The organism is Shimia sp. R9_3 (assembly GCF_017743755.1).
GTDB lineage: Bacteria > Pseudomonadota > Alphaproteobacteria > Rhodobacterales > Rhodobacteraceae > Shimia.
Genome location: NZ_JAGHRP010000002.1, coordinates 655,674 through 681,291 on the forward strand (window position 1 = coordinate 655,674; position 25,618 = coordinate 681,291).

Here is a 25,618-nt window from a genome sequence, read left to right on the forward strand (position 1 = left end):
TTAGCTGTGTTCGGCAAAGAAGGCGGCGCAGTCGTCAAAAATGCGATTGCGGCTTTCCGGCACTTCCATCAACACCTCGTGTTCTCCGGCAGGCACGATATCCAGCGTGCCGTTGGGCCAGCGGCGCATGCGGTCATGAATGGCGCTGGTGTCCACGATCTGCTCATCCGCCCCAAGGAAGGTGAGGCAGGGCGTGTCAGGAGAGGCTTTTTTCTCAAGCTTGCGGCATTCCATCAGCGCCTCATAGACCCAGCGCAGGCTGGGGCCGGCCAGGGAGAGATCAGGATGATCCGTCATCTGGCGCTGCATGTAGGCGTACATGCCCGCGTCTTTGGTCAGGGCGTTTCCGTCAAAATCTTGGTCCAACACATAGGTTGTGTCGCTGGTGCCCGGTGAAATCATCTGGTCAAAGCCAAAGACTTTGGAGAGCGCGCTGGTGACCCAGGCGGTTGGGCGCATTGTGGGGGAGAGGTGGATGCCCCACATCGGCCCGGAGAAGACCGCGGACTTCACCGGCAAGCCGTCATAGATCGCGCGCAACCCGATGCAGCCACCCATGGAGTGGCCGACCAGATGGTAGGGTTTGGGAAGTTCCAGCGCCTCGACAGCTGCCATCACGGCGGCGACATCGCGCTGAAAATCATCAAAGTGGCCAACGTATCCGGCGATCGGATTTTTGATCAGGCGATCGGCCAGACCCTGACCGCGCCAGTCAATGGCGATCATTTCATAACCGCGCGCGCCAAAATCGGCGGCCGCGCGGCCATATTTTTCCACATATTCGGTGCGGCCCGGAAACAGCAGCACCGTGCCTTTGGTCGGGCCAGCGGCCGCTTCGCGCTGCCAATGGGCAAAGCGCAGGCGCACCCCGTCTTCTGCCTTGGCCCAATAGGCATCTGCCTCAGGGCCGTCGGCTACGTCATGATAAAATGGGGCGCGCTGCAAACTCATCAGGACAGAACGCCGCCCAACTTCATGGCGGCACCCATGTCGCCGTCAATCGCCAGCTTGCCGGACATGAAAGCGGCGGTTGGGTTCAACTCACCTTCCAGGATGGCCTGGAATGTTTCCACATCCGCGGTCATGGTCACATCAGCGTCTTCGTCGCCTGCGCGCACGCCGTCTGCGTCGATGATGATGGCGCCTTCGCCTTCGATGGCAAATTTGGCGGAGCCGTCAAAGCTCTCACCACCGAGTTTTTCGGTCAGGGCGGTCACTGCGGCAGTTACGATATCGCTCATCTGCTTGATCCTTCACTTTGTTGTGCACATCTTGGGAATCACATGTGCAAGGGCTACAATAATTTACGTTATGGTCAACTTACCGAGTCGTCTCAAACTTATCGTCGCGGCAATTCCTATCGCAATGGGGATTTTGCAACCCGTGATTGCCGCCGGACCGGCACAGGCGCAGGACGCGGCTGAAAGCGCTGCCGAACAGGCGGCGGACACGCAGGATGTGGGCGCTCTGCTGGCTGCCCTGGCGGATGCCGATCCCGGCGAGGCAGACCGTCTGGCGGGACAGATCCGCCACATCTGGGACGCCTCGGGTTCTGCCAGTGCCGACTATCTGCTGCGCCGCACCCGCAAAGCCATCGAGGTGGAGGATCTGCAGGCGGCTCTGGCCCATGCGACAGCCCTGACAGATCATGCGCCGGAATTCGCCCAGGGCTGGGCCGAGCGCGCGCGCACCTTCTATGCGCTGGATCTTTACGGGCCTGCCATCAGCGATCTGGAGCATGTTCTGGCCCTGAACCCGCAGCATTTTGACGCGATCATGGGGCTGGCGGTGATGCTGGATCAGATGGGCAAGCCGGAAGACGCCTATGAAGCCTATCTGCAGGTCAAGGCTATACATCCCCATCAGGCAGGCCTAACAGAGGCCTTAGAGCGACTCGAGCCGCAGGTGCGCGGCAAATCGCTCTAAGCAAGATCAGACGACCACGACCAAGAGCTAGGCAAAGATATGGCCGCAGATCGGCGGATCACCGCAGTGTTGGGTCCCACCAACACGGGCAAGACGCATTATGCGATCGAGCGCATGTTGGGCTATCGCACAGGCGTGATCGGCTTGCCCCTGCGCCTGCTGGCACGGGAGGTCTATGACCGGATCGTGGCCGCGCGCGGCCCCTCTGTGGTGGCTCTGGTCACCGGCGAAGAGCGCATCGTGCCGCCGCGCGCCCAATATTGGGTGGCCACGGTTGAGGCGATGCCGGAAGGGCTTGGCGCAGATTTTGTGGCGATAGACGAAATCCAGCTCTGCGCCGATCCGGAACGCGGGCATGTGTTTACCGACCGGCTGCTCAGGATGCGCGGCACGCAGGAAACCCTGTTTCTGGGCAGTGACACCATGCGCAGCACCATTGCGGAGCTGGTGCCTGAGGCGCAGTTCATGCGCCGTGAGCGTATGTCCACACTCAGCTATTCCGGCAGCCGCAAGATCAGCCGGATGCAGCCGCGCTCTGCGATTGTTGGGTTTTCCGTGGATAGCGTCTATGCCATTGCCGAGCTGATCCGCCGTCAGAAAGGCGGGGCGGCTGTGGTGATGGGCGCGCTCAGCCCGCGCACGCGCAACGCGCAGGTGGCGCTCTATCAGAACGGCGATGTGGACTATCTGGTGGCGACCGATGCCATCGGCATGGGGCTCAATCTTGATATCGACCATGTGGCCTTTGCCTCCACCACCAAATTTGACGGCCGCCGGATGCGGCCTTTGGCGCCAAACGAGCTGGCGCAGATTGCCGGACGGGCAGGGCGGGGCATGAGCCACGGCACCTTTGGGGTGACCGGCGAAGCGCCACCTCTGGACGAAGGCGTGGCTGAGGCGATCATGGATCACCGCTTCACCCCGGTGCAGAAACTCAACTGGCGCAACGCGCGGCTGGAGTTTGGCAAGGTGGACGCGCTGATCCGCTCGCTCGAAGAAGCGCCAGATGATCCGCTTTTGATGAAAGCGCGGGAGGCCGATGATCTCCGCGCGCTCAAAACCGTGGCGGCCGAGGCCGAAATTCAGGCCCGCGCCAGCGACGGCAAATCCGTACGCCTGTTGTGGGACGTCTGCCGCATTCCGGATTTCCGCGGCATCAGCCACGCCGAACACGCTCAGATGATCGAGCGAATCTTCGGTTTCCTGCATGAGAGCGGACGGGTGCCGGATGACTGGATGGCGCGACAGGTCAAACGGCTTGATCGCACCGATGGCGACATTGACGCACTGTCAAAACGATTGGCGTTTATACGGACGTGGACTTATGTCGCACAGCGCAATAACTGGGTGAGTGATGAAAATCATTGGCGTGGCGAAACGCGCGCGGTAGAAGATCGCCTGTCGGATGCTTTACACGAGCGTTTGACGCAGAGATTTGTGGATCGGCGCACGTCAGTGCTTTTGCGCCGGCTCAAGCAGAAGGAGGCCCTTTTGGCCGAAGTGAATGACAAGGGTGAGGTGACCGTCGAAGGAGAATTCGTCGGTCGTCTTGAAGGGTTCCGTTTCATCGCGGACAAAGAAGCCAGCGGGCAGGAAGCCAAGACGCTGAAACAGGCGAGCTTGCAAGCCCTCGCGCCGCAGTTCCATCTGCGCGCGGACCGCTTCTATAACGCGCCGGATACGGAAATAGACTTCACCGAGCAGGGTGGCCTCATGTGGGGCGAGCAAGCTGTCGGTAAGTTGGTGGCCGGTGACGATCCGCTCAAGCCCGGTATTTCCGTGTTTGTGGATGACGAGGCCGGTACCGAGGTTGCTCAGAAGGTTGAGCGCCGCCTGCAGCACTTCATCGATCGCAAGATCGCCGCGCTGTTTGAGCCGCTGCTGAACCTCAGCCGTGACGAAGAGCTGACCGGTCTGGCCCGTGGCTTTGCGTTCCGCATGGTCGAAGCGCTGGGCATCATCCCGCGCGGTGACGTGGCCACCGAAGTCAAAGAGCTGGATCAGGACGCCCGTGGCGCGCTGCGCAAGCACGGCATCCGCTTTGGTCAGTTCACCATCTTCATGCCGCTTCTGTTGAAGCCCGCGCCAACCCGTCTGCGTTTGGTGCTGTGGTCCTTGTCGCAAGGCCTGCAGGAATTCCCCGAAGCACCGCCTCCGGGTCTTGTGACCGTGCCATCGGGCACCAGCCTGCCGCGTGGCTATCACGCCATGGCGGGCTACCGTGCCGCTGGTGAACGCGCGATCCGTATCGACATGCTGGAGCGTCTGGCGGATATGCTGCGCGCGGAAGACAGCCGTGGCGGCTTTGAAGCCAAGGCTGACATGCTGTCAATCACCGGCATGACGCTTGAGCAGTTTGCCGACCTGATGCAGGGTCTGGGCTATGCTGCGGAAAAAGGTGAGCGTGAAAAGGTGAAAGCCGCGCCAGAAGCTGCGCCTGCAGCCGAAGCCGACACCAGCGAAGCACCTGCAGAGGAAGCCGCTGCTGAGGCACCTGTGGAAGCGCCTGCCGAAGAGGCAGCCGTTGAGGCCACCGCTGAGGTGGCTGTTGCGGACGCGCCGGAAGCGGAAGCTGCGGCTGCAGAGGCGCCTGCGCAAGACGCTGAGACTGCCGCTGATGCGGAAGCACAAGCGCCTGAGGTGGAGGTGTTTTACACCTTCACCTGGGCCGGTCGTCAGGGTGGCAACCGTGGTGGTCAGCGTCGCGGTGGCAACGCTCAAGGCGGTAACAAGCGCCGCAATGACACGCAGGGCGGTGACAAACCGCGCGGCAAAGGTGGCAAGCCAAAAGGCAAAGGCCCGCGTCGCGACAATGGCCCCAAACAGTTCCAATCCCGTCCTCCCAAAAAGGAGAAGGCGATTGATCCGGACAACCCCTTTGCCGCAGCGCTTATGGGGCTGAAGTCCAAGGACTGACGCTTGAGCGGGCCGTCCTCAAAACTGCGGGTCGACAAATGGCTCTGGCAGGCACGGTTCTTTAAGACACGCAGCCTGTCGGCCAAACTTGTCACCGGCGGGCATCTGCGGGTGAACGGCCAAAAAGTTGCCAAAGCGAGCCATGCGGTGAGCATTGGTGACGTGTTGACCTTCCCACAGGCGCGGCGTGTGCGTGTGGTGAAGGTGGCAGCGCTTGGGGAGCGGCGTGGCCCGGCACTTGAGGCGCAAACATTATACGAAGATCTGACCCCGGAAGAGAAACCTGTTCCAAAGGCACCGGGTTCAGACGGAAAAGGGCGTCCCACCAAGAAGGATCGCCGCAATCTCGATCTTATGATATCTTCCCGCCTTGAAGATTAAGTCGTGCTGATTTAGTCAGGCACGTGATCTGACGATAAGTGAGCTAACCCAAAATGACCTATGTTGTGACCGACAATTGCATCGCATGCAAATATACGGACTGCGTAGAGGTATGCCCGGTAGATTGTTTTTACGAAGGTGAGAACACGCTGGTGATCCACCCGGACGAATGCATCGACTGTGGTGTGTGCGAACCGGAATGCCCGGCGGACGCCATCCGTCCGGACACGGAGCCGGATATGGAAAAATGGGTTGAGTTCAACCGCAAGTATTCTGAAATCTGGCCAGTGATTATCACCAAGAAAGATCCGCTGCCCGGTCACGAAGAAAAAGACGGCGAGACCGGCAAATTGGAGAAATATTTCTCCGAAGCACCGGGCGAAGGCGGTTAAGCTATCGGTATCGAGGCGATTCGCTCTGCCCTGTGCATATCGGGATCGCCGCTCCGGCCTAAAAAGAGCGTAACGCTCTGAAGACGCTACGCAAAACACCTTTTTAAGCGGGCTGCGCTTTAAAGGGACCGTTTTTTGTGTTATATATCCTTCACAGAGGACATAACTGCCTGAGAGCCATCCCCGCATTTGCTGAGGGTGGCTTTTTCTACCAGAGGACATTCCGTTTCGGGAAAGCGCCTTTCCCGAGCGAAATTTTTTGTCTGGCAGGACTGGGGGCCCACAAAGGAAGCACTGCATGAGCAAAGCCAAGAAGAACGAGTTCAGCCCGAACGACTATGTTGTTTATCCCGCACATGGTGTTGGGCAGATCATTTCCATCGAAGAGCAGGAAGTTGCAGGCATGCAGCTGGAGCTTTTCGTGATCTCGTTTGAGAAAGACAAGATGACCCTGCGGGTTCCGACCAACAAAGCCACCCATTTTGGCATGCGCGGTCTGAGCTCCCCTGACGTGATTGATCAGGCGATGAAGACCCTGAAGGGTAAAGCCAAGGTCAAACGCGCCATGTGGTCACGCCGCGCGCAGGAATACGAACAGAAGATCAACTCCGGAGATCTGATCGCAATTGCCGAAGTGGTGCGAGACCTGCACCGCACCGATGATCAACGCGAGCAGAGCTATTCCGAGCGTCAGCTTTACGAAGCCGCGCTGGAGCGTCTGACCCGCGAAGTGGCCGCTGTGGCCGGTGGTGACGAAGTCGCCGCAGCCAAGCAGGTCGACGACGTATTGGTGTCGCGCGCCGCATAAGGCCGGCGCCCCATATCTTTTCAGAAAAAGACTGCACTCTGGTGCGGTCTTTTTTATTTTTATACAGGGTCTTGCCTATGATACCTGACCTTAGGTTCCACCAGTCCAGGAGACAGAGATGCGCGATCTGAAAAAGTTTCTGACCGGGCTTTATACCGCGCACACGCCGGGGGCGGTGCGGTTTCGCTACGGGCTGGTCATCTTTGACGCGCTTACGGTGCTGTTCTTTTTCCTGACCGTGAACTTTGAGTATGGCTTTGCGCTGACGGTGCTCAGTCGGGTGGCGGGGGCTGCGATTCTGCTGGAGCTTCTGGCACGGCTCTGGGTGTCAGAAGACCGCTGGTTTCTGCTCACACGCATCTACACGCTGGCCGACATCGTGGTGATCGCCAGCCTGTTTCTCGATCTCTTTGTGGCCGGAAATCTCGCCTTCCTCTGGGTGCTGCGCGGCCTGCGCCTGATCCAGTCTTACCACCTGCTCTATGACCTGCGCCGGGGCAGCGGCTGGTTTCGCAAACACGAAGACGCCATGGCGGCGGGCATCAACCTCTTTGTCTTTGTGATGCTGGCGGCGGCGACCACACGGGCGTTCTTCATTGATGAAACCGTGACCGACACGCCCTATGTCGACGCGCTCTATTTCACCGTGGCCACGCTCTCAACCACGGGCTACGGCGACATCACGCTGGGCACGCCGCTGGGCAAGCTGTTCTCCGTCTTTGTGATGGTGGTGGGGGTGACCCTGTTCGTGCGGCTCGCGCAGGCGATTTTTCAGCCCGAGAAGGTCAATTTCACCTGCCAGACCTGTGGTCTGATGCGTCATGACCCGGATGCCATCCACTGCAAACACTGCGGCAGCATCGTGCACATCAAGACGCGCGGGGCATAGGCAGCCCCGCATAAGGCCTGCCATCTCTCTCTGGCTGGGTCGGTCAGACCGGCCAATCAAACTGCGCGGCAGCCACCAGCGTGAACAGCAGCGCAATCTCGGTGACCTGCTGTGTCGCGCCCAGAACATCGCCGGTCTGCCCGCCGATCTTGACCTTGGCGGTGGCGGAACAGAGCGCCGCCATCACAAAGGCCACGCCTCCCATCACCACGCCGGGAATACCGGCGCAGCCAAAGGCCACCACTGCGGCCAGCGCAAATCCGGTGATCGCACCACCGCGCGGCGCGCGGCCCTGAGAATGGCTCAGCCCGTTTGAGCGCGCATGGGGCAGGGCGGTCATCACCAGCACCATGGTGCTGCGCGAGAGCATGGCAATCGCCAACAGCCCGAAGAGCCAGACATCCGCCTCCAGCAACAGCGTCACCGCGCCCCAGCGCGCGGCAATCGACAGGCAGAGCGCAATCACGCCGTAGGCGCCGATGCGGCTGTCCTTCATGATCTCCAGCCGACGTGCCGGATCCCAACCGCCCCAGAATCCATCTGCCGTGTCCGCCAAACCGTCTTCATGCATCGCGCCGCTCATCACGATCATTGCGGTGAGCCAGATGATCGCCGCCAGCACAGGGGGCAGGCCAATCAGCAGCGCGGCGGCGGTGGGCAGGGCAGCCAGAAGCGCAAGCACAGCGCCAGCCAGCCCGTAGGCCCATGCGGCGCGGGCACCCCGGCTGAAATCGGCGCGCACCGGCAATCGCGTCAGAAGTGCAATCGCGGTGTTGATATCGCGGGGGCGAAAGGGTGACGTGTCGGTAGCAGGCATGTCTGCGTCTTTTCCTGTATTGCCGGGGGCTGGCAATGAGCTAAACAGTGCTGACGATAAGAATTCAACAGGAGCCCCGCCGATGTCCGCAGAATTTTCCACTCTCGCCGCGTTTCAATCGCTTTTGGCGCAGGCCCCCGGCGTGGATCAGCAAGCCATGGGCGAAGCTGAGGCCCGCAACGGTCAGCTGACCAAGCCTCCCGGCGCGCTCGGACGCCTTGAGGATATGGCGATCTGGTATGCGGGCTGGCGCGGCAATCCACGCCCCTCCATCGAGGCACCGCAGGTGATCATCTTTGCGGGCAACCACGGTGTGACAGCGCAAGGTGTATCTGCGTTCCCCGCGGAAGTCACCGAACAGATGGTGCTGAACTTTCAGCATGGCGGCGCTGCCATCAACCAATTGAGCCGCGCCGCCGGTGCCGATCTGGATGTGATCGCGCTGGATCTGGACACGCCTACGGCAGACTTCACCCAAGGCCCGGCCATGAGCGAAGCTGAAGTGGTCGCCGCGCTGCAGGCAGGTTGGTCTGCGGTCAAAGAGGGCACCGATCTGCTGGTTGTGGGTGAAATGGGCATTGGTAACACCACCAGCGGCGCGGCGATTTCCCATGCGCTCTTTGGTGGCGCTGCGGAAGATTGGGTGGGCCGTGGCACCGGTGTGGATGACGCAGGTCTGGCCAACAAAGCCCGTGTGGTGCGCGAAGGCGTGGCCGCCAATGGCACGCCCAAAGGTCTTGAGGCGCTGCGCTGTCTGGGCGGGCGCGAATTGGCAGGCATGGTCGGCGCGATTGCGCGTGCACGCAGCCTGCGCATTCCGGTGATCCTGGATGGCTTTATTGCCTCTGCGGCTGCGGCCACGCTGGCGGACGCCCAAGACGGCGCATTGGATCACGTGATCTCAGGCCACGTCAGCGCCGAAGCGGCCCATGGCGCGGTGCTTGCGCAGCTCGGCAAAGAGCCGATCCTAAGCCTCAACATGCGTCTGGGCGAAGGCTCCGGCGCGGCTGTGGCCATCAATATTTTGAAAGCGGCAGTGGCCTGCCACTCTGGCATGGCCACCTTTGCAGAAGCGGGTGTGGCAGACGGCTGATCCCGCGCCCCCTGATCAGGCTTCCTCGCTTGGCTTCTCCTGAAGCTGCGCGAGGAGAACCGCCTCAAGTTCGCTTTCCAACTCTTTGGCACGCTTGATATATTCGGCGTTCTGCGCGCTTGGCACACCTTCGCGCCAGACCTGCGCAAGCTCCTGCACCGCATAGCGGTCGTGTTTGTAAAACGCCTGTTCCGCGCGGGCGGCCTCATATTCGCTGAGGCCAATGTTTTCCAGCACATAGCGGCCTGCGCGCAGCGAGCTGTCAAACATCTCCCGCACAATGTCATTCGCCCCGGCATTATAGAGCTGATAGACCGTGCCGCGGTTGTTGGCGCGCGCGATGATGTGCAGATCAGGGCGTTCGCGCCGCGCGTAATGCGTGAGCTTGATGGCTGCTGCCGGATCATCCAGCGCCACCACCAGCACACTTGCCTCCTTCAACCCGGCTGCATGCAGCATCTCAGGGCGGGTCGGGTCACCAAAGAACCCTTTGACCCCAAAATGGCGCATGGTTTCGATGGTCTGAATGTTGTGATCCAGCACAACCGTCTCAAAGCCCGAGGCGCGGACAAGGCGGTTCACGATCTGACCAAACCGGCCAATGCCTGCGATGATCACCGGCCCGGTGCGGTCAATTGTGTCAGGCTCCTGCCGCTCTTCTTCCTTGTCGCCAAACCGTTTGGAGATCTGATCATAAAGGATGAACAGCAGCGGCGTGATCAGCATGCTCAGCGCCACAATCAGCAACAGGCGTTCTGCCAGCGCTGGCGGCAGCACGTTTTGCCCCATGGCGGTGGTGATCAGCACAAAGCCAAATTCCCCTGCCTGCGCGAGCCCGAGCGTAAACAGCCAAAGCGCACGGTGACGCAGGCCAAAGGCGCGGCCGATGCCATAGAGCACCATGGCTTTCAGCGCCATCACCGCAAGCGTCAGCCCGAGGATGTCACCGGGCGCGGCAATGAACACATCCAGATCAATCTGCGCCCCGACCGTGATGAAAAACAGCCCGAGCAGCAGGCCCTTGAAGGGGGCAATATCGCTCTCAAGCTCGTGCCGGAACTCGGAGTTTGCAAGCAGCACACCAGCGAGAAAGGTGCCAAGCGCGGGGGACAGCCCGACCAGATGCATGAGGAAGGCAATTCCGACCACAATCAGCAGGGCGAGCGCTGTGTACATCTCTGGCAGATGCGCGGCATGGATAAAGCGGAACACAGGCCGCGTCAGGTAGCGCCCGCCAATGACAATGGCCGCCACCACACCCAGCGTCACCAGCGCGATGCCCCAGCCGGGCAGGCCGTCCACAAGAGACAGCCCATGCGCGGCGTCTTCATGGCCATGCGCGCCCACCGAAATGGAGCCATCTGCCATCACCTGCGGCACCGCGGCACCTGCCAGCAGCGGTAGGATGATGAGCATCGGGATCACCGCAATGTCCTGCGTCAAAAGCACCGCAAAGGTCGACCGCCCGCCGCCTGTCTGCATCAGGCCCTTTTCCGTAAGCGTTTGCAGCACAATCGCCGTGGAGGAGAGGGCAAAGATCATGCCGCAGGCAATCGCCACATTAATGGGCCGGTCCAGCGCCACGGCAAGGGCAAACACGGCCAGCCCGGTAAGCCCCACCTGCAAGCCGCCCAAGCCCACAAGCTTGTCGCGCATCGCCCAAAGTGCGCGCGGGTCCAGCTCAAGCCCGATGATAAACAGCATCATGACCACGCCGAACTCTGCATAGTGCAACAGCTCATCCGCCTCATGGGTGCCCACCAGCCCGAAGATCGGGCCAATGAGAATGCCCGCGGCGAGATAGCCGAGCACCGATCCCAGCCCCAGACGTGCGGAAATCGGCACGGCAATCACCGTGGTCATCAGAAAAATAGTGGCTGTATAGAGGGCTTCTTCCATTCTGGTCGTCCGGGCCTTTCTGCTTGGTTTACGTTGGCAACGGGGCGTCGCGTTTGAGCTGATCCATCACGATCTGGCTTTGCACACGGCTCACTGCGGGATGCGGTAGCAACACTTCATGTATCAAACGGTTAAGCGCTGTCAGGTCTTCGCAATAGGCGCGCAAAAGATAATCCGCATCGCCGGTCAATGTCCAAGCGCTGACAATTTCGGGGCGGGTGCTGATCAGCGTGGCAAAACTCTGCGATTGCTCCGGCCCATGGGTGCCGAGCTGCACCTGCACAAAGGCCTGCACCGACAGCCCAAGATGGCCGGCACTCAGCCGTGCGATATAGCCCTCAATATAGCCTTCCGCCTCCAGCCGCTGGCGTCGCCGCCCGGCCTGGCTTGGCGACAGGTTCAGGATATCGCCCAGCTCCTGCGCGGTGAGATGGGCGTTGCGCTGCAACGCGGTGAGCAGGCGCATGTCTGTGTCATCAAGCATATGCGGAATTCTTGCATGGATTTTGGTGTCTAAGAGGATTTTACGCGCTGAATGTAAATTTTGCACGTCACTTTGCGGTGTTTGCGCGGCAATTGCGCCTTATTTTTGAATGTGAACAGGCAAATGCCATTTGGCTTACCAAAGGAGGAGACGCACCATGGGCCCATTCCCCCACGATGCACCGCGCGCAGAGATTTCCGATTACAACCCGGCAGGCACCGACGGATTTGAATTTGTCGAATTCGCCCATCCGGAGCCGCAGGAGCTGCGCACGCTCTTTGCCAAAATGGGCTACACCCATGTGGCCAACCACAAGACCAAAGCGATTGAGCTGTGGCAACAGGGGGATGTGACCTACATCCTCAACATGGAGCCCGGCAGCTTTGCTGCGCGCTTTGTCGAGGAGCACGGCCCTTGTGCGCCGTCTATGGGCTGGCGTGTTGTCGATGCGCAGCAGGCCTATGAACATGCGGTTTCCAAAGGCGCAGAGCCTTATGACGCGGACGACAAGACCCTGAACTGGCCTGCGATCAAGGGCATCGGCGGCTCGCTGATCTATTTCACCGACCAGTATTATGACACCTCGCCGTTCAACGAAGAATTCGACTGGCTGGTGACCTCCAAGCCTGAGGGCGATGGTTTCTTCTACCTCGATCACCTGACACACAACGTCTTCAAAGGCAACATGGACAAGTGGTTCAAATTCTACGGCGATCTCTTCAACTTCCGCGAAATCCGCTTCTTTGACATCGAAGGCAAATTCACCGGCCTGTTCTCCCGCGCGCTCACATCGCCTTGCGGAAAGATCCGCATCCCGATCAATGAGGACCGCGGCGAAACCGGCCAGATCGTAAGCTATCTGAAGAAATATAACGGCGAAGGCATTCAGCACATCGCGGTGGGCAGTGACGACATCTACGCCTCCACCGATGCGATTGCCGAAAAAGGCATTAAGTTCATGCCGGGGCCGAACGATGCTTACTATGAGCTGTCAAAAACCCGCGTGGCGGACCACGAAGAGCCGCTCGACCGCATGAAGAAACACGGCATCCTGATTGATGGCGAAGGTGTGGTGAACGGTGGCGAGACCAAGATCCTGCTGCAGATCTTCTCCAAAACCGTGATCGGCCCGATCTTCTTTGAGTTCATCCAGCGCAAGGGCGACGATGGCTTTGGCGAGGGCAACTTCAAAGCGCTGTTTGAATCCATCGAACAGGAGCAGATCAACAACGGGGAAATTCAGGCAGCTGAATAACAGCCGCCGCCACGAGATCCGGCGAAGTCCGGGAGGGAGGGGAGCGCCGTTCCGCAGAGATGCGGGCGGCGCTTTTTCCTTTTGCGCTTCCGCGCCGCGCTGTCAGAAGGGCTCAGCCGTCTTTCGGCATCTTCAACACGAGGTTGCGGCCACTTTTGACATAGCGCAGCTCATCTTCGCCAATCGCTGCCACTTTGCCGCCGTCGATCCGGTCCCCCACCTGCACCTTCTTGTAGCGCCCGCTTGGCAAACGCACCAAGGCGCGGCGGTTTGACGAGGTGCCATAGACCCCGATCAGGCTGGTTTTTCTCAGGTTGATTGCGTTGTTGATGGTGGCCTGACGGGCGACGGAAGCGGTCGACGGAATGGTCGGCACCACAGTGGCGGCTGGCGGTGCGGCAGCAACCGGCGTCGCTGTTTCCGCCTCATTCTGCGCGGCGCGGGCGGCCAGTTGGGCAATGTTGGCAGGTTTCTGGCGTGGTCGCAGGGAGGCCGTCACCGCGTATTGCGTCGGGGCACGGTCCGCGACACCCGCGTCTTGCGCGCTTTCCGGGCGCAACTGGGGGCGAATGCTGGCGAGTTCTGCGCGCGACAGGCCGCCGAAGGTGGCGCGCTCGTTCTGCTCCAGCAGATCACTTGGCCGCAGTTTCGGCCTGACGCTCGCCAGCCGCGCATCGCTTTGCAGGCGTAGGGCATCTGCCACAATGATCCGTTTGGGATAGGCCGCAGGCACCACCGGAGGCCGTCCGGCATAGACCATCACACCTTCCGCATTCAGCGCGCCTTCACGAGTGGCCAGCACCAGACCGCGCGCGTCCACATCAAAGGCCACGCTGGCCGCCAGCGGATTGACCTGTGTCGGCAGCACCTCATCTGTGGTCAGGGCGTCCACACCCGGCAGGGCCACCGCGTCCAAGCCAAATGTCAGGCGGTCAATGGAGGCCACATAGATTGTGTCGCTGCTGTCTTCGGTCAGTTCGGCCAGAGGCTCCGGTGCCAGTTGCCAAATGCCGGTCACCGCATAACGCGCTTCAGCTTCTTCAGGTGTCAGCGCCGGGGCCTGCGCGACGATGGTGGCCGCTTCGCCGCCGTCCTCAACGCTCTCTGCCAGCTCTTCGGGCGCAAGGTCTTCAGGGGGCAGGGGCTCCAGCAATGCGGTTTGCGTGCCATTTGTCCCATCAGGTGTCAGCCCGTCCGGCACCGTGATCGCAATCACTTCTTCCGCCGCAGGCAGCGCATCAGCGTCAGTCGCGTCTTCGGCCAAAACCGGCGTCTCTTCAGTCTCACCGCTTTCCGAAGACGGCGCTGTCGCAACCTCAACGGCCTGTTCGCGACCGATCAGCCCGGCAATGCCGTTTTCCAGAAACAGCGAGGCCCAGAGCGCCACAAGCCCCATAAAGACAAGCAGCAGCGTGGTCAGGATCAGCCCAAGATGGCGTGGCTTGCCGCCCACTTCGCCTTTTCGCGCGCCAAACATCGTGAGGTTCTGTTGGTCTGCAGTTGCCGGTTTGGTGGCCTGTTTCTTGTTGCGGCGCGGCTTGGGATCATTGCGCGGCGTCTTTGGCGCTGGGCCGGCCACTTTGGTCTTGTAGCGCGCGCTTGCGAAGGTGCTGGTGTCGCCACCGCTGTCTGCATCGCGCATCAGATCAGGGGCATCCTCCTCACCGCGTTCTGCAGTCAGCCCGGCGACCGCTTTGGCCGGATCAAACCGGATGGCGGTTGCATCGCTGTCACGTGGCACGGGGATGCTGGGAGCATTGGTGCCGGTCACATCGCGGGTGGCACCACCCAAGGCGCGTTTGGGCGCGGCGTCCGGCGCATCCCGATGCGCGCGAACAGAGGCAAAACCTGCAGGAACCTCAGGCGTGGTCTCTGAAGGCGAAGCGCTGTCGTCAGTTTTCTGATCTGAGGCCACATCGTCAGGCGCAGAGACCTCAACCTCCGCAGGTGCCTCTACATCCACCTCGGCTGACGCTTCAGCAACGGGCACCGCGGGTGCGACTTCAGGCAGCTCTGGTTCAGCTTCTACCTCGATATCTTCCGGGAGGCTCTCAGGGGCAGCGCTCTCAGGCACTGGCGCCTCGGCGATAGGCAGGGGGCCAGACCCGACCACCTCAATCGCGCTGCGATCAGCCGCTACCTGCAAGCCCGCGCGCTGTGCCGCGTCGGTCAGGCCAAAATCCGGTGCTCCGGCAAAGCTCTCCGCAGGCGGGATCGCCGTGAAACACACCGGATTGAATTCATGCTCCGTGGCAAAGGCCTCCGCCTCGGCCAGGGTCTCGCGCGCCACAGCCGCCACTTGCGGCGTCTCCCCATGCAGCGACACATCAAACATCAGCTGATCGGCACGATAAGGCGTGGCACCTTCCAGCACCTCCTCGGTCTGCATCCGGCGGCGGCTCTCGCTCATCTCACCGGCAGGCAGGTCCAGATATTTGATCTGGTCATTGGGCAGTACCAGCATTGTCTGAAATCCCACGCCGCCCAAAGCGGTCGCCATCTCGCGCAGCTCGGCCAGTTTTGCCGTGAGATCGTCAGACTCCAGCGACACCTCCCCCAGAAGATGCCAGCCGCCTTGAACGCGGGTGAGGAGGCTAATGCCTTGATAAGACAGGGTGAGCGCAAGATCCGGAGTCATGGAACAGCCCTAACATGGTGATGTGCAGGATGCCCGTGTTCCTGCGGAATTGCCGAATTTATAGCAAGTTATCGCCGAAGGGGAAGCAAACACTTGGTGTGATCCGCCCCTTGATGCCTGCCTTTTGAGCCAAAGTTCCATCGCCATAGAAAAAACGCCCCGGCGGGTTTGCGCGGGGCGTTTTGAAAAGCTGTTGTCAGATCGGGCGCGCGGGCTTAGCCATGCGCCTTTCTCAGCGCCTGGTCGAGATCGGCGATCAGGTCTGCCGCCGCCTCGATGCCAATGGAAATCCGCACCACATTTGGCCCGGCACCCGCCGCTTCCTGCTGCTCCGGCGTCAGCTGACGGTGGGTGGTGGAAGCCGAGTGGATCACAAGGCTGCGCGCATCGCCGAGGTTGGCCACATGCGAGAAAATCTCAAGGTTCTCCACAAATTTCACACAAGCCGCATAGCCGCCCTTGAGCGCCACGGTGAACAGGCCACCAGCGCCTTTCGGGCAAATCCGCTCCACACGATCGTGGTAAGGCGAGCTCTCAAGCCCCGCGTAGGTCACATAATCCACCAGTTCATGGGTCTCGAGCCAGCCCGCGATTTCCTTGGCGTTTTGCACATGGCGCTCCATGCGCAGGCTGAGGGTTTCAATGCCCATCAGCGTGTAATGCGCCGCCTGCGGGTTCATGGTCATGCCCAGATCGCGCAGCCCCACCGCAATGCCGTGGAACGTAAAGGCCAGCGGGCCAAAAGTCTCATGGAACTTCAGTCCGTGATAAGCCGGCTCCGGCTGGCTCATGGAGGGGAATTTGTCGCTGGCGGACCAATCAAACTTGCCGCTGTCCACAATACAGCCACCGGTGACGGTGCCATTGCCGGTCAGATATTTGGTGGTGGAATGCACAACCAATGTGGCGCCAAGGCTGATCGGGTTACACAGGTACGGCGTGGCCGAGGTGTTGTCGACGATCAGCGGCACACCTGCCTCATCCGCGATTGCCGCGAGCGCTTCGATGTCGCTGATATAGCCGCCAGGGTTGGCCACAGATTCACAGAACACCGCGCGGGTGTTCTCATCCACGGCGGCTTTTACCGCGTCCAGATCATCGGTGTCGACAAATTTCGCGGACCAGCCAAAGCGTTTGATGGTCTGGCTGAACTGCGTGACCGTGCCGCCATAAAGCCGGTTGGAAGCCACCACATTGCAGCCCGGCTGCATCAGCGGGAACAGCGCCATGATCTGGGCCGCGTGACCCGAAGAACAGCAGACCGCCCCGACACCGCCCTCAAGCGTGGCAATGCGTTCTTGCAGAACCGCCACGGTTGGGTTGGTCAGGCGCGAGTAGATGTAGCCCACTTCCTGCAGGTTGAAGAGTGCCGCCGCGTGTTCCGCATCGCGAAACACATAGGCGGTGGACTGATAAATCGGTGTCTGGCGTGCGCCGGTCGCCGGATCCGGCCGCGCGCCCGCATGAATTTGCAATGTGTCAAAACCGTAGGTGGGTCCGTCGCTCATGTTGTCTCTCCCTAACTTTCTTGGCGACAAGTGTTAGGGGGCGCCGCGCTGTCGTGCAACCGAACAAGTCGCAACTTCGTGATGAAGGCCGCTCAAGGCCGGACAGAAAACCGCCATGCAAGGCCGCAGCCGCCCGCTTTCCTGCGAAGGGGATGTTTCCGAAATTGGCGATCACTCGCGTGAATTGTAACGGGTAACCCTTGTCTACGCCTGTCTCAGCGCAGCCAATATCCGTTCTTTTTCAGTGTGTTACGTATAGCTTGTTCACGTCGCGGCAGGTGTTCGAGATCAAACAGCGCCCGCGCTTTATGTCCGCGCTTTTGATAGATCATCCGCTTGAAGGGCTCATATTGTTTCAGCACCTTCTTGATCCGGTTGGGGGCGGCAATCTCTTCCAGCGCTGCGACCACATGATCGGCCTCCCGTGCATAAAGCAGTGGCATCAGCCGGTAGTGACAGCTCACCGACCCATCAAGTAGCCCCTCAGGCAGAGCATCCCGCCCGCCGCCAAGCCCGTGGATCACCAGCGGCAGCGCAATCTGATCAAGCCAGGGCCGCAATGTTTGGGAGGCCAGCGCGTCCGGCGGGTCGTTTTGAATGCTGGTGGCATATTTTAGAAACCGCTCGCCAAACATCTTGGGGCATTTGTAGTAGAAGAACCCGGCGTTGAAATAGAGATAGCGCCGCCAGTACTCGTCTGGCTGGCTCAGATCGAGGGAGCTTTCAAAGTCGAGCCCGAAGCGGTCATAAAGCGCTTTCCAGATCCCGTTGTAGCCCGGCCCATAGAGCGGCGGCTCCGGCCATGTGCCCTCCACCCGCAGGCTTGCGGAAGGGCGCTCAAAATCAAACGGCACTTTGGCGATGTCATCAAGGATCAGCGTGTCACTGTCAAAGAAGACAAAGGGTTCCCCTTCAGGCAGCGCACTCAGCAGCTCGATTTTGTTGCCATAAGGATAGTCCTCGCCAAAGGCGCGGCTTTCAAACGGCAGGATTTCTGCCTCCAGCTCTTCCAGCAGCTCGCGCACCTGCGGGTTGCCGATGCGCACGTCTTTTTCCCAACGCGGCCCGGGCTGCGGCTCAGCCACAAACAGGCGGCCTGCAAAATTGGGGGATTTGGCGCGCAGCGAGGCCGCAAACAGCGCCGCCTCATATTGCAAGCGCCCGTTTTGCCCCACAACAACGATGTTGAAGCTCTGTGATTTCAAAGGCTTTTTTGCCATCTGCTCTGCTGCTCTGCGCGATTGTTTTTGCAACTATATGCCTGCAGGCAGAGTTGCAAAAGCGCGCATTCGATTTTTTTGCAAACGCGGTCTTTCCGGTCACCGTGCCTGCGCCGCACTGGCCTCTATGCCCGCCGCGCAGAAGGTCACCAGCTCACTCAGGCGGCTTTGGGCATCTTTGCGGCTGTCGCCAAGCGCTTCCATCCGCCATTGCGCGGTCAAAAGCGCCAGCATTCCGGCAACGGAATAGACAAATCCGGTGGCCACCGCGGCCCGGGCCTGAGGTGGGTAGAGCGCTGCGATTTCTTCCACAAACTGCATGGCGGTGGGGTCAAAACACACCGACGCCAGCTCTTGCCAGCGCGTGTCAGAGGAAACAATAGCCACCAGCCGCGCATAGGCCAGCCACTGTGCATCGCCGCAGTCTGCCCGGGACAGATAGGGCTCAAAATAGCATGTGAGCGCGGCGTTGAGTGTGAACCCGCCTTGGGATTTGCAGGCCGCAAGCGCTTCGGTCCGCGCGGCGTTCAGGATGTCGGCACGGCGCGCCACCACTCGCCAGAACAGCTCTTCCTTGCTGCCGCCATGGTGGTTCACCAGCGCGCCCTGAACCCCCGCCTCAGCGGCGATATCGCGAATCGATGCCGCATCGTAGCCGTGGCGCGAGAACACCCTTTCCGCTGCGTCAAAGATCCGTGTTCGGGTCTCCAAAGCCTTCTTGGAAGGGGCCCTTTGTCTTTGTTTTTCTTGCAGGAAATCACGGCTCATAAAAACAGCTTGCCTTATATTTAACGACCGTTCAACTTAAATAACGTTCTCAAGGAGACCGGAATGTCAGAAACGCGCGAAAAATTCGCCCTCGTCGGGGCGGGGCCGATGGGTTTGGCCATGGCTAAGGTGCTGCGCGCGCAGGACATCGCTTTTGATGGCTTTGAGCTGCACTCTGATGTGGGTGGGCTGTGGGACATCGAGGGGCCGCGCTCGACCATGTATGAAAGCGCGCATCTGGTCTCCTCAAAGACCATGACGGAGTTCGCGGATTTTCCCATGGATGCGGAGGTGGCGGAGTACCCGTCTCACCGCGAGATGGCCCGCTATTTTCGCGACTTCGCAGAGCATTTTGATCTGCGCCCCCATTTTCGGTTTGGGGCGGAGGTCACAGAGCTAGCGCCGGAAGGGGACAACGGCGCGGGCTGGCGTGTCATTTGGCGACAGGGAGGGCAAACGCATAGCGCCGTCTATGCGGGCGTTTTGATCGCAAATGGCACGCTCAGTACCCCTAATATGCCCAAATTGCCGGGCCAGTTTGACGGTGAGCTGCTGCATGCCGCCGCCTATCGCCATCCGGAGCAATTTGCCGGCAAACGTGTGCTGGTGGTTGGGGCAGGCAACTCAGGGTGCGACATCGCGGTGGATGCGGTGCATCACGCGCAAAGCTGTGATCTGTCGATGCGGCGCGGCTATTATTTCGTGCCCAAATACGTCTTTGGCAAACCGGCTGACACCATGGGCGGCGCGGTCAAGCTGCCGATGTGGCTCAAACGTCGGGTCGATGGGCTGATCCTCAAATGGTTTGTCGGCAACCCCCAAAAGTATGGTTTTCCCAAGCCCGACTACAAACTTTACGAAAGCCATCCGGTGGTGAATTCGCTGGTGCTCTATCACGCGGGCCACGGCGATTTGACCATCCGTGCGGATATCGCCGATATTTCCGGGAAAACGGTGACTTTCACGGACGGCGCGCAGGCCGACTATGATATGATCCTTGCTGCAACCGGCTACAAACTCGACTATCCGTTCATCGACCAAAAACTGCTCAACTGGCAAAAAGATGCACCACATCTCTATCTGAACGCCATGCATCCTGAGCGCGATGACCTCTTTGTGCTGGGCATGGTGGAGGCCACAGGGCTTGGCTGGCAGGGGCGGCACGAGCAGGCGGAAATGGTCGCGAGATACCTACGCGGGCTGAGAAGCGGCAGTGCCGCGGCGAAAAAACTCCAGCGTGAGAAGCGGTCCGGCTTCACGCGCGCAACCGGTGGAATGTCTTACCTCGAACTGCCGCGCATGGCCTACTACGTTGACAAGGCCACATACCGTGGCGCTGTGACGCGCTGGATCAAAGCGCTAGAGGCGGAGCAACCCAAATGACTGAGGCCAGTCTGGATGCGGTTGTGCTGAACTTCAGCGCAACCTCATTGACCGTGCTTAATGCGGTTCTGGCGGTGGTGATGTTTGCCATTGCCATCGACCTGACACCTGCCGATTTCCGCCGGCTGGTCCAGGCACCGCGCGCCTTGGTCACGGGATTGGTGTCGCAATTTCTGCTGCTGCCTGCCGTGACCTTTGTGCTGGTCTTGCTCACCCAACCGCGGCCCTCCATCGCCTTGGGCCTGATGCTGGTGGCGGCATGTCCGGGCGGCAATATCTCCAACTACATCACCCATCGCGCGGGCGGAAACGCGGCCCTTTCCGTGTCCATGACCGCATTTGCCACCGTCGGCGCCATCCTGATGACGCCGCTCAACATCGCGTTCTGGGGCGCGCTTTATGCGCCAACGCGCGCGATCTTGCAGGCCACGCAGATTGATCCGGTGTCGGTCGCGATCACGGTGGGGCTGATGCTGATCCTGCCTCTGGTGCTTGGCGTGTCGCTCAACAGCGCGCGCCCCGAGCTGACAGCGCGCCTGCGCCGCCCGCTGCAGAATGTGGCCATGGCCATTTTCATCGCCTTCATCGTCTTGGCGCTGATTTCCAATTGGGACTACTTTTTGCAATTTGCGACCGCTGTGGCGGCGCTGGTGCTTCTGCATAATGCTTTGGCGCTGACCACCGGCTTCAGCATCGCCAGCGTGATGGGGCTTTCTGCCTATGACCGGCGCGCGGTCACCATCGAAACCGGTATTCAGAACTCAGGCCTCGGTCTGATCCTTATTTTTGGCTTTTTCGGCGGGCTTGGCGGCATGGCCGTGGTGGCTGCGTTTTGGGGGATTTGGCATGCGATTACCGGCCTCGGTCTGGCCATGATCATGAACCGGACAGAGGCTGCTCGATGACCCGTATCCTGATAACCGGGGCCGCTGGCATGGTCGGCTCAGCCCTTCTGGCGGAGCTCGCCAGAACCAGCCATGAGGTCATCGCCTGTGATGTACAGGCCCCCGAAGAGCTACCTGCCAATGCGCGGTTTCATCCCATGGATGTCACCACCGATGCCCCGCTGCGGGTGATTGCCCGCTATCAGCCCGATGTGATCGTGCATCTGGCCTCCGTTGTGACGCCCCCCAAAGACAGTACGCGGGATATGGCCTATGCGGTGGATGTGGTCGGGACCCGCTCTGTTGTCACCGCAGCCCTTGCGGCTGGCACCAAACGCTTGGTGATCACCTCCTCAGGCGCCGCTTACGGCTATCACGCCGACAACCCTGTGCCGCTGCGCGAAAGTGATGATATCCGGGGCAATGCGGAATTCGCCTACGCCCATCACAAACGTCTGGTCGAGGAGTTTCTGGCCGAGGTGCGCCACAACGCGCCCTTCCTCGAACAGGTTGTGCTGCGGGTCGGCACGGTGCTCGGGCGTCGCACCGACAATCAGATCACCGATCTCTTCCACAAACCGCGCCTTCTGGCGGTGCAGGGCAGTGACAGCCCCTTTGTCTTTGTCTGGAACCGCGATCTCGCCCGCATTCTGCTACGCGCGGCCACGGATGGGCCCGCAGGCATCTATAACGTCGCAGGCGACGGCGCGCTCAGCGTCGATGATCTCTCCGATGTGATGGGCAAACCCGTGTTGCGGCTGCCCGCCTGGCTGTTGCGCACCGCGCTCGCCGTGGCGCGCCCGCTTGGTCTGTCCCAATATGGCCCGGAACAGGTCAGCTTCCTGCAATATCGCCCCGTGCTCTCCAACACCGCTTTGAAACGAGATTTTGGCTACACACCGGAGAAATCCAGCCGTGAGGTATTTGAGTTCTGGCATCGGAACCAGCGCTCATGAGCGAGCCACGGGGAGGAGGGCGCAAAACCGCTGTGATCTCCGGCGGCGGCGGCGGGCTTGGCTCCGCCCTGTCAAAGCAGCTGCAAGAGCAAGGCTGGCAGGTGGTGTTGCTTGATCGTGAGGTCAGCGGGCTGCAAATCTCAGACACGCAATTGCCGATGAAATGTGATCTCACCGATCCCGCGCAGCTGGCCGCCTGTTGTGAGAAAATTCTAGCCTGCTTTGAACGTATTGATCTGGTGGTCTATGCGGCGGGCGTCACCACGATTGGACCGGTGGCCAAACTCTCAGACCTCGCGCACCGGCATCTCTTTGAGGTCAACTATTTCGCCGCCGTCGCTTTGGCGCAGGCGTTTCAGAAAGCCCTGCGTCTAAGTCAGGGCGCCCATCTCGTGCTCACCTCAGTGGCAGGATTTGCCCCGCTTTACCAACGCGCGGCCTATGCGGCCTCCAAACACGCCATGGCCGGTTTTTTCGGCTCTCTCAGGGCGGAGGAGAGAGCTTTTGGCGTGCGGGTCTGTGTCGCCGCCCCGTCCTTTGTCGCAACCAATCCTGAGGGCCGTATCGATGCGCTCGGCATCTCACCACCGGGCAGTGCGGCTGACGCGGTGGACGCCATGACACCGGAACAGGCCGCCACCGAAATCCTGCGCGGGTTTCGCCAAGGCAGGGATTTTGTGGCAGTGGGCCGCGTGTCCAAACTCGCCCATATGCTCAACCGCGTGTCTCCCGCCTTCTATCAATGGCTCATGGCGCGCACGATCAAGGGCGAAGCGGGCGAGGCGGCAGATCGCGAGGCTTGAACGGCCCGGCAAATGTCTCCGTTTGTCCAATGCGACCAGAGTGGTCGACCCTGTTCAGATTTCCAAAAAATTCACTCAGCCTGCGTCTCGCATCAGGCTGAGTGGGTTTGTGGTTGGAGCTTTGCGGCTTGGTCGCCCGTCACATACCGGTTGAGGTGTAGGCCGTCATTAAAATCGCAATGATCGCCAGTTCCACCACAAGCGGCGGCACCACAGCCTTGTCAAAACCATCCGCGAGTATGCCAATGATCCGCCCGGCCGTGACCGCCGCCATCACAATGGAAACCGCAACATAGCCAAGGGTCTGCCCTGTGGTCAGCCCGATCACCAAAAGCGCGACCGAGGCCAGAAACAGCCCGCCAATCACGGATCGGATCGTGCTGAGGCCGGGTGTGCCAACCGGCTCAATCGCGAAATTTGCAACCATGCGCCGTGGGGCAAACATGGACATCAGGCCAAGTGCCGTAAGCGCGACGGTGGCAACGATGACAAGAATATTCAGTGCGAGGTCCATTTTTGGGCTCCTTTCTGGGATAGAGTGTCACGCAAACCGCATCATCGCGTCGCTCGCGTTGTCCTGAGTGGTGGTGTCTGCAAAGGTGGCGTCGATGCTGACCTGATCGACCAAAGCTCCGGTGGGATAGCCCGCCTTGCTGGCATAGAAATGCCCGGTCTCAAACTTAGGGTTGAACAGGCCCTCGACATAGCGTTTCGCGCCGGTTTCAACGCTGTGCATCATGCCAAACAGCGGCATTAGCACGCCCCCGACATGTTTGAAGATGACCCGTTTGAGGAACGGCAGATCGTCAAACCCTGCAGTCCCCGCCGTGCCGCCTGGGCTCATGCTGATAAAGCGAACATGCGGATGTTTGCGCGCCATGGCCCCCATCCAGAGCGTCGCTGCGAGTTTGACATAGCCATACGTCTGCATCGGATCGCCCTCCGGCCCGAATTTGTTGCCATTGGCAATGGATTCAAATTCTTCCAGCGATCCGCTTGCCAGATCCGGGCGTTGCATCCTCATTTTCGGAATGCCCCGCGCCGCCTCAGAGCTAGCATAGAGCACGGTTGAGGTGATGAGCTGGCGCGACAGCAATTCATTCACCAGCACGATATGGCCAAGCACATTGGTGGCAAAGATGGTGGTGACACCCTCGTTGGTCAGCGCATTGGGCTTTTGCCCTCCGGTGCCACCGGCATTGAGCACCACCGCGTCAATCGGCGTGGTCAGTGCGGCCACCGCTGTGCGCACCGTCTCGGGTGCGGTGACATCCATCAGTACGACCTCAAAAACCTTGCGCCCGGTCTCGCTTTCAAGCGCGTTTCGGGCTGCCTCCGCTTTCGCCTGATTTCGGCAGGCAAGGTAGATTTTTTCCACCCCGTTTCGCATCGCCAACTGGCGGGCAGCCTCTCGGCCCAGCCCGGCATTGGCGCCCGTGATCAGGACAGATTGAATGGGTTTCACAGCGCATTTCCTCCGTTTCCAAGTCTCGGGATCTCTCCCGCTATGCTCAGGACATTAGGGTGTTTGAAAATCGACGTGTATCCGGGTAAACTTGGACAAGGTGGTTCATTTTTGAGCCACAGAAGGGGGCGCAGTGGACGGGGATGCTTTGAATTGGGACGATCTGAAGGTCTTCTTGGCAGTGGCGCGCACCGGCACCATTCGGGGCGGGGCCGACAGCATGCAGGCCAATCACACAACTCTCGCCCGACGCCTCACAGTGATGGAGGAACGTCTGGGCAGCCGGCTGTTTGACCGTTCCAAACAGGGATTGGCCCTCACGCAGCTGGGCGAAGATCTGCTGCCCTATGCAGAACGGGTCGAAGAAGAAATGACCGCCGCCGCCCGTGCGATTGTCGGGCGCGATGCGCAGCCTTCAGGCACCATCTATCTGACCCTGCCGCATGGGCTGGCCATGACGTCAATCGCCGATGATCTGAGCGCCTTCGCCGCGCTCTATCCCGATATTTCGCTGAATATGACCTTTTCCAACGATGTGGCCGATCTCACGCGCCGTGAAGCGGATGTCTCACTGCGCGTCGCAGATACGGTCACCGATGATGTGGTCGGTCGCAAGCTCGTGCAGATGTCCCAAGCCGCCTATTGCAGCCCCGATTATGCGACGCGGGTGCGCGACAATCAGGGGGAGGGGCTGCATCTCATCGGCTGGCACGAGCCCGAAGGAGAGGTCACCGCAAAATGGGTGCAGCAAAGCTGCTATCCCAAGGCGCAGCTCAAACACCGTGTCTCTGAACTTGTGCCTCTGACAACTCTTGCTGCGGCGGGGATGGGCATGGCTTATCTGTCTTGCAGCATCGGAGACCGACACCCTGGTCTGATCCGCGCCCCTTTTCAGACACCGCTGCCATACCGCAACCTCTGGCTGCTTCTGCACCGCGATTTGCGCAACACGGCTCGCGTGCGCCTGTTCGTAGATTTCCTCGCAGCCAAGGTCACCGCCCGCAAAAACGAATTCTGGGTCGCAGGCACAAAACCGCGGGAGGTGGCGTAGCCAAAAGCTCTCAACGCTAAGAACACGGGTCCAAGCTGTTTGGATAAAACCTGAGCATCCACATTCACAATGCGCGCTAAGT

At 60.4% G+C, this 25,618-nt stretch carries 24 protein-coding genes; 13 read left to right on the forward strand and 11 right to left on the reverse strand.

All coding sequences use genetic code 11. From position 1 onward, the window contains the following. Positions 1-951, reverse strand: a complete 951-nt coding sequence (locus tag J7412_RS07665) for an alpha/beta hydrolase (RefSeq protein ID WP_209078108.1) — start codon at positions 949-951, stop codon at positions 1-3. Then, positions 951-1,241, reverse strand: coding sequence for an SCP2 sterol-binding domain-containing protein (locus J7412_RS07670; protein WP_209060674.1), 291 nt, complete (start codon positions 1,239-1,241; stop codon positions 951-953). Before J7412_RS07670 ends, J7412_RS07665 begins: the two co-directional genes overlap by 1 nt. 124 nt (positions 1,242-1,365) lie before the next feature. On the opposite strand from J7412_RS07670, the gene J7412_RS07675 reads away from it, so the two are divergent. From J7412_RS07675 to J7412_RS07700, 6 genes are all read left to right on the forward strand, one after another. After that, positions 1,366-1,926, forward strand: coding sequence for a tetratricopeptide repeat protein (locus J7412_RS07675; protein WP_247738642.1), 561 nt, complete (start codon positions 1,366-1,368; stop codon positions 1,924-1,926). Between the two features lie 39 nt (positions 1,927-1,965). After that, on the forward strand, positions 1,966-4,842 hold the full coding sequence (locus J7412_RS07680; RefSeq protein WP_209078109.1) for a helicase-related protein: 2,877 nt from the start codon (positions 1,966-1,968) through the stop codon (positions 4,840-4,842). A gap of 3 nt (positions 4,843-4,845) precedes the next feature. Then, positions 4,846-5,223 (forward strand): RNA-binding S4 domain-containing protein, encoded by a 378-nt coding sequence (locus J7412_RS07685; RefSeq protein WP_209078110.1) that lies wholly within the window; start codon positions 4,846-4,848, stop codon positions 5,221-5,223. A gap of 53 nt (positions 5,224-5,276) precedes the next feature. Beyond that, positions 5,277-5,615 carry a ferredoxin FdxA gene (gene fdxA / locus J7412_RS07690; protein ID WP_209060666.1) on the forward strand — a complete coding sequence of 113 codons (339 nt, stop codon included), beginning with the start codon at positions 5,277-5,279 and terminating at the stop codon, positions 5,613-5,615. 298 nt (positions 5,616-5,913) lie between these two features. After that, positions 5,914-6,423, forward strand: coding sequence for a CarD family transcriptional regulator (locus J7412_RS07695; RefSeq protein ID WP_209060663.1), 510 nt, complete (start codon positions 5,914-5,916; stop codon positions 6,421-6,423). Between the two features lie 118 nt (positions 6,424-6,541). Further along, positions 6,542-7,312 (forward strand): potassium channel family protein, encoded by a 771-nt coding sequence (locus J7412_RS07700; RefSeq protein ID WP_209060661.1) that lies wholly within the window; start codon positions 6,542-6,544, stop codon positions 7,310-7,312. Between the two features lie 43 nt (positions 7,313-7,355). Here the strand turns inward: J7412_RS07700 and cobS are convergent, their stop codons facing one another. Further along, on the reverse strand, positions 7,356-8,129 hold the full coding sequence (gene cobS, locus J7412_RS07705; protein ID WP_209078111.1) for an adenosylcobinamide-GDP ribazoletransferase: 774 nt from the start codon (positions 8,127-8,129) through the stop codon (positions 7,356-7,358). Between the two features lie 82 nt (positions 8,130-8,211). On the opposite strand from cobS, the gene cobT reads away from it, so the two are divergent. Beyond that, positions 8,212-9,222: a nicotinate-nucleotide--dimethylbenzimidazole phosphoribosyltransferase gene (gene cobT / locus J7412_RS07710; RefSeq protein ID WP_209078112.1), complete on the forward strand. Its 1,011-nt coding sequence runs from the start codon at positions 8,212-8,214 to the stop codon at positions 9,220-9,222. 15 nt (positions 9,223-9,237) lie between these two features. Here cobT and J7412_RS07715 read toward each other — a convergent pair whose 3' ends face one another. Together J7412_RS07715 and J7412_RS07720 are read right to left on the reverse strand one after the other, a co-directional pair. Further along, the gene (locus tag J7412_RS07715; protein ID WP_209078113.1) at positions 9,238-11,121 is read right to left on the reverse strand and encodes a cation:proton antiporter; all 1,884 of its coding nucleotides are present in this window, start codon (positions 11,119-11,121) and stop codon (positions 9,238-9,240) included. Between the two features lie 28 nt (positions 11,122-11,149). Further along, positions 11,150-11,605, reverse strand: a complete 456-nt coding sequence (locus J7412_RS07720; RefSeq protein WP_209078114.1) for an Lrp/AsnC family transcriptional regulator — start codon at positions 11,603-11,605, stop codon at positions 11,150-11,152. Positions 11,606-11,762: 157 nt separating this feature from the next. On the opposite strand from J7412_RS07720, the gene hppD reads away from it, so the two are divergent. Further along, positions 11,763-12,860 (forward strand): 4-hydroxyphenylpyruvate dioxygenase, encoded by a 1,098-nt coding sequence (hppD, locus tag J7412_RS07725; protein WP_209078115.1) that lies wholly within the window; start codon positions 11,763-11,765, stop codon positions 12,858-12,860. 112 nt (positions 12,861-12,972) lie between these two features. On the opposite strand, the gene J7412_RS07730 is transcribed toward hppD, so the two are convergent. The 4 genes from J7412_RS07730 to J7412_RS07745 form a co-directional block, all read right to left on the reverse strand. Continuing rightward, on the reverse strand, positions 12,973-15,498 hold the full coding sequence (locus J7412_RS07730; RefSeq protein ID WP_209078116.1) for a hypothetical protein: 2,526 nt from the start codon (positions 15,496-15,498) through the stop codon (positions 12,973-12,975). Positions 15,499-15,713: 215 nt separating this feature from the next. Further along, positions 15,714-17,006 carry an O-acetylhomoserine aminocarboxypropyltransferase/cysteine synthase family protein gene (locus J7412_RS07735; protein WP_209078117.1) on the reverse strand — a complete coding sequence of 431 codons (1,293 nt, stop codon included), beginning with the start codon at positions 17,004-17,006 and terminating at the stop codon, positions 15,714-15,716. Between the two features lie 215 nt (positions 17,007-17,221). Then, the gene (locus J7412_RS07740) at positions 17,222-18,226 is read right to left on the reverse strand and encodes a hypothetical protein (RefSeq protein WP_209078118.1); all 1,005 of its coding nucleotides are present in this window, start codon (positions 18,224-18,226) and stop codon (positions 17,222-17,224) included. A 99-nt stretch (positions 18,227-18,325) separates the two neighbouring features. After that, positions 18,326-18,994, reverse strand: coding sequence for a TetR/AcrR family transcriptional regulator (locus J7412_RS07745; protein WP_209078119.1), 669 nt, complete (start codon positions 18,992-18,994; stop codon positions 18,326-18,328). A gap of 63 nt (positions 18,995-19,057) precedes the next feature. Here J7412_RS07745 and J7412_RS07750 point away from each other — a divergent pair, with 63 nt between their 5' ends. From J7412_RS07750 to J7412_RS07765, 4 genes are read left to right on the forward strand one after another with little or no spacing between them, the layout of a single operon-like run. Further along, positions 19,058-20,377 carry an NAD(P)-binding domain-containing protein gene (locus J7412_RS07750; protein ID WP_209078120.1) on the forward strand — a complete coding sequence of 440 codons (1,320 nt, stop codon included), beginning with the start codon at positions 19,058-19,060 and terminating at the stop codon, positions 20,375-20,377. Further along, positions 20,374-21,282, forward strand: a complete 909-nt coding sequence (locus J7412_RS07755) for a bile acid:sodium symporter (protein WP_209078121.1) — start codon at positions 20,374-20,376, stop codon at positions 21,280-21,282. Before J7412_RS07750 ends, J7412_RS07755 begins: the two co-directional genes overlap by 4 nt. Continuing rightward, positions 21,279-22,217, forward strand: a complete 939-nt coding sequence (locus tag J7412_RS07760; protein ID WP_209078122.1) for an SDR family oxidoreductase — start codon at positions 21,279-21,281, stop codon at positions 22,215-22,217. The genes J7412_RS07755 and J7412_RS07760 overlap by 4 nt, the downstream gene beginning before the upstream one ends. Then, positions 22,214-23,020, forward strand: coding sequence for an SDR family NAD(P)-dependent oxidoreductase (locus J7412_RS07765; RefSeq protein ID WP_209078123.1), 807 nt, complete (start codon positions 22,214-22,216; stop codon positions 23,018-23,020). Before J7412_RS07760 ends, J7412_RS07765 begins: the two co-directional genes overlap by 4 nt. A 139-nt stretch (positions 23,021-23,159) precedes the next feature. Here J7412_RS07765 and J7412_RS07770 read toward each other — a convergent pair whose 3' ends face one another. Together J7412_RS07770 and J7412_RS07775 are read right to left on the reverse strand one after the other, a co-directional pair. Next, positions 23,160-23,534 (reverse strand): DUF4345 family protein, encoded by a 375-nt coding sequence (locus J7412_RS07770; protein ID WP_209078124.1) that lies wholly within the window; start codon positions 23,532-23,534, stop codon positions 23,160-23,162. 27 nt (positions 23,535-23,561) lie between these two features. Continuing rightward, positions 23,562-24,485, reverse strand: a complete 924-nt coding sequence (locus J7412_RS07775; RefSeq protein WP_209078125.1) for an SDR family NAD(P)-dependent oxidoreductase — start codon at positions 24,483-24,485, stop codon at positions 23,562-23,564. A 133-nt stretch (positions 24,486-24,618) separates the two neighbouring features. Between J7412_RS07775 and J7412_RS07780 the strand changes: the two genes are divergently transcribed. Further along, complete coding sequence (locus J7412_RS07780; protein WP_348540480.1) at positions 24,619-25,536, forward strand: LysR family transcriptional regulator; 918 nt, start codon at positions 24,619-24,621, stop codon at positions 25,534-25,536. Positions 25,537-25,618: the final 82 nt, after the last annotated feature.

Bases quoted from the DNA above. Each gene is read 5' to 3' on its own strand.
- J7412_RS07665 (WP_209078108.1), bottom strand. From the start codon at position 951: ATGAGTTTGCAGCGCGCCCCATTTTATCATGACGTAGCCGACGGCCCT.
- J7412_RS07670 (WP_209060674.1), bottom strand. From the start codon at position 1,241: ATGAGCGATATCGTAACTGCCGCAGTGACCGCCCTGACCGAAAAACTC.
- J7412_RS07675 (WP_247738642.1), top strand. From the start codon at position 1,366: ATGGGGATTTTGCAACCCGTGATTGCCGCCGGACCGGCACAGGCGCAG.
- J7412_RS07680 (WP_209078109.1), top strand. From the start codon at position 1,966: ATGGCCGCAGATCGGCGGATCACCGCAGTGTTGGGTCCCACCAACACG.
- fdxA (WP_209060666.1), top strand. From the start codon at position 5,277: ATGACCTATGTTGTGACCGACAATTGCATCGCATGCAAATATACGGAC.
- J7412_RS07695 (WP_209060663.1), top strand. From the start codon at position 5,914: ATGAGCAAAGCCAAGAAGAACGAGTTCAGCCCGAACGACTATGTTGTT.
- J7412_RS07700 (WP_209060661.1), top strand. From the start codon at position 6,542: ATGCGCGATCTGAAAAAGTTTCTGACCGGGCTTTATACCGCGCACACG.
- cobS (WP_209078111.1), bottom strand. From the start codon at position 8,129: ATGCCTGCTACCGACACGTCACCCTTTCGCCCCCGCGATATCAACACC.
- cobT (WP_209078112.1), top strand. From the start codon at position 8,212: ATGTCCGCAGAATTTTCCACTCTCGCCGCGTTTCAATCGCTTTTGGCG.
- J7412_RS07715 (WP_209078113.1), bottom strand. From the start codon at position 11,121: ATGGAAGAAGCCCTCTATACAGCCACTATTTTTCTGATGACCACGGTG.
- J7412_RS07720 (WP_209078114.1), bottom strand. From the start codon at position 11,605: ATGCTTGATGACACAGACATGCGCCTGCTCACCGCGTTGCAGCGCAAC.
- hppD (WP_209078115.1), top strand. From the start codon at position 11,763: ATGGGCCCATTCCCCCACGATGCACCGCGCGCAGAGATTTCCGATTAC.
- J7412_RS07730 (WP_209078116.1), bottom strand. From the start codon at position 15,498: ATGACTCCGGATCTTGCGCTCACCCTGTCTTATCAAGGCATTAGCCTC.
- J7412_RS07735 (WP_209078117.1), bottom strand. From the start codon at position 17,006: ATGAGCGACGGACCCACCTACGGTTTTGACACATTGCAAATTCATGCG.
- J7412_RS07740 (WP_209078118.1), bottom strand. From the start codon at position 18,226: ATGGCAAAAAAGCCTTTGAAATCACAGAGCTTCAACATCGTTGTTGTG.
- J7412_RS07745 (WP_209078119.1), bottom strand. From the start codon at position 18,994: ATGAGCCGTGATTTCCTGCAAGAAAAACAAAGACAAAGGGCCCCTTCC.
- J7412_RS07750 (WP_209078120.1), top strand. From the start codon at position 19,058: ATGTCAGAAACGCGCGAAAAATTCGCCCTCGTCGGGGCGGGGCCGATG.
- J7412_RS07755 (WP_209078121.1), top strand. From the start codon at position 20,374: ATGACTGAGGCCAGTCTGGATGCGGTTGTGCTGAACTTCAGCGCAACC.
- J7412_RS07760 (WP_209078122.1), top strand. From the start codon at position 21,279: ATGACCCGTATCCTGATAACCGGGGCCGCTGGCATGGTCGGCTCAGCC.
- J7412_RS07765 (WP_209078123.1), top strand. From the start codon at position 22,214: ATGAGCGAGCCACGGGGAGGAGGGCGCAAAACCGCTGTGATCTCCGGC.
- J7412_RS07770 (WP_209078124.1), bottom strand. From the start codon at position 23,534: ATGGACCTCGCACTGAATATTCTTGTCATCGTTGCCACCGTCGCGCTT.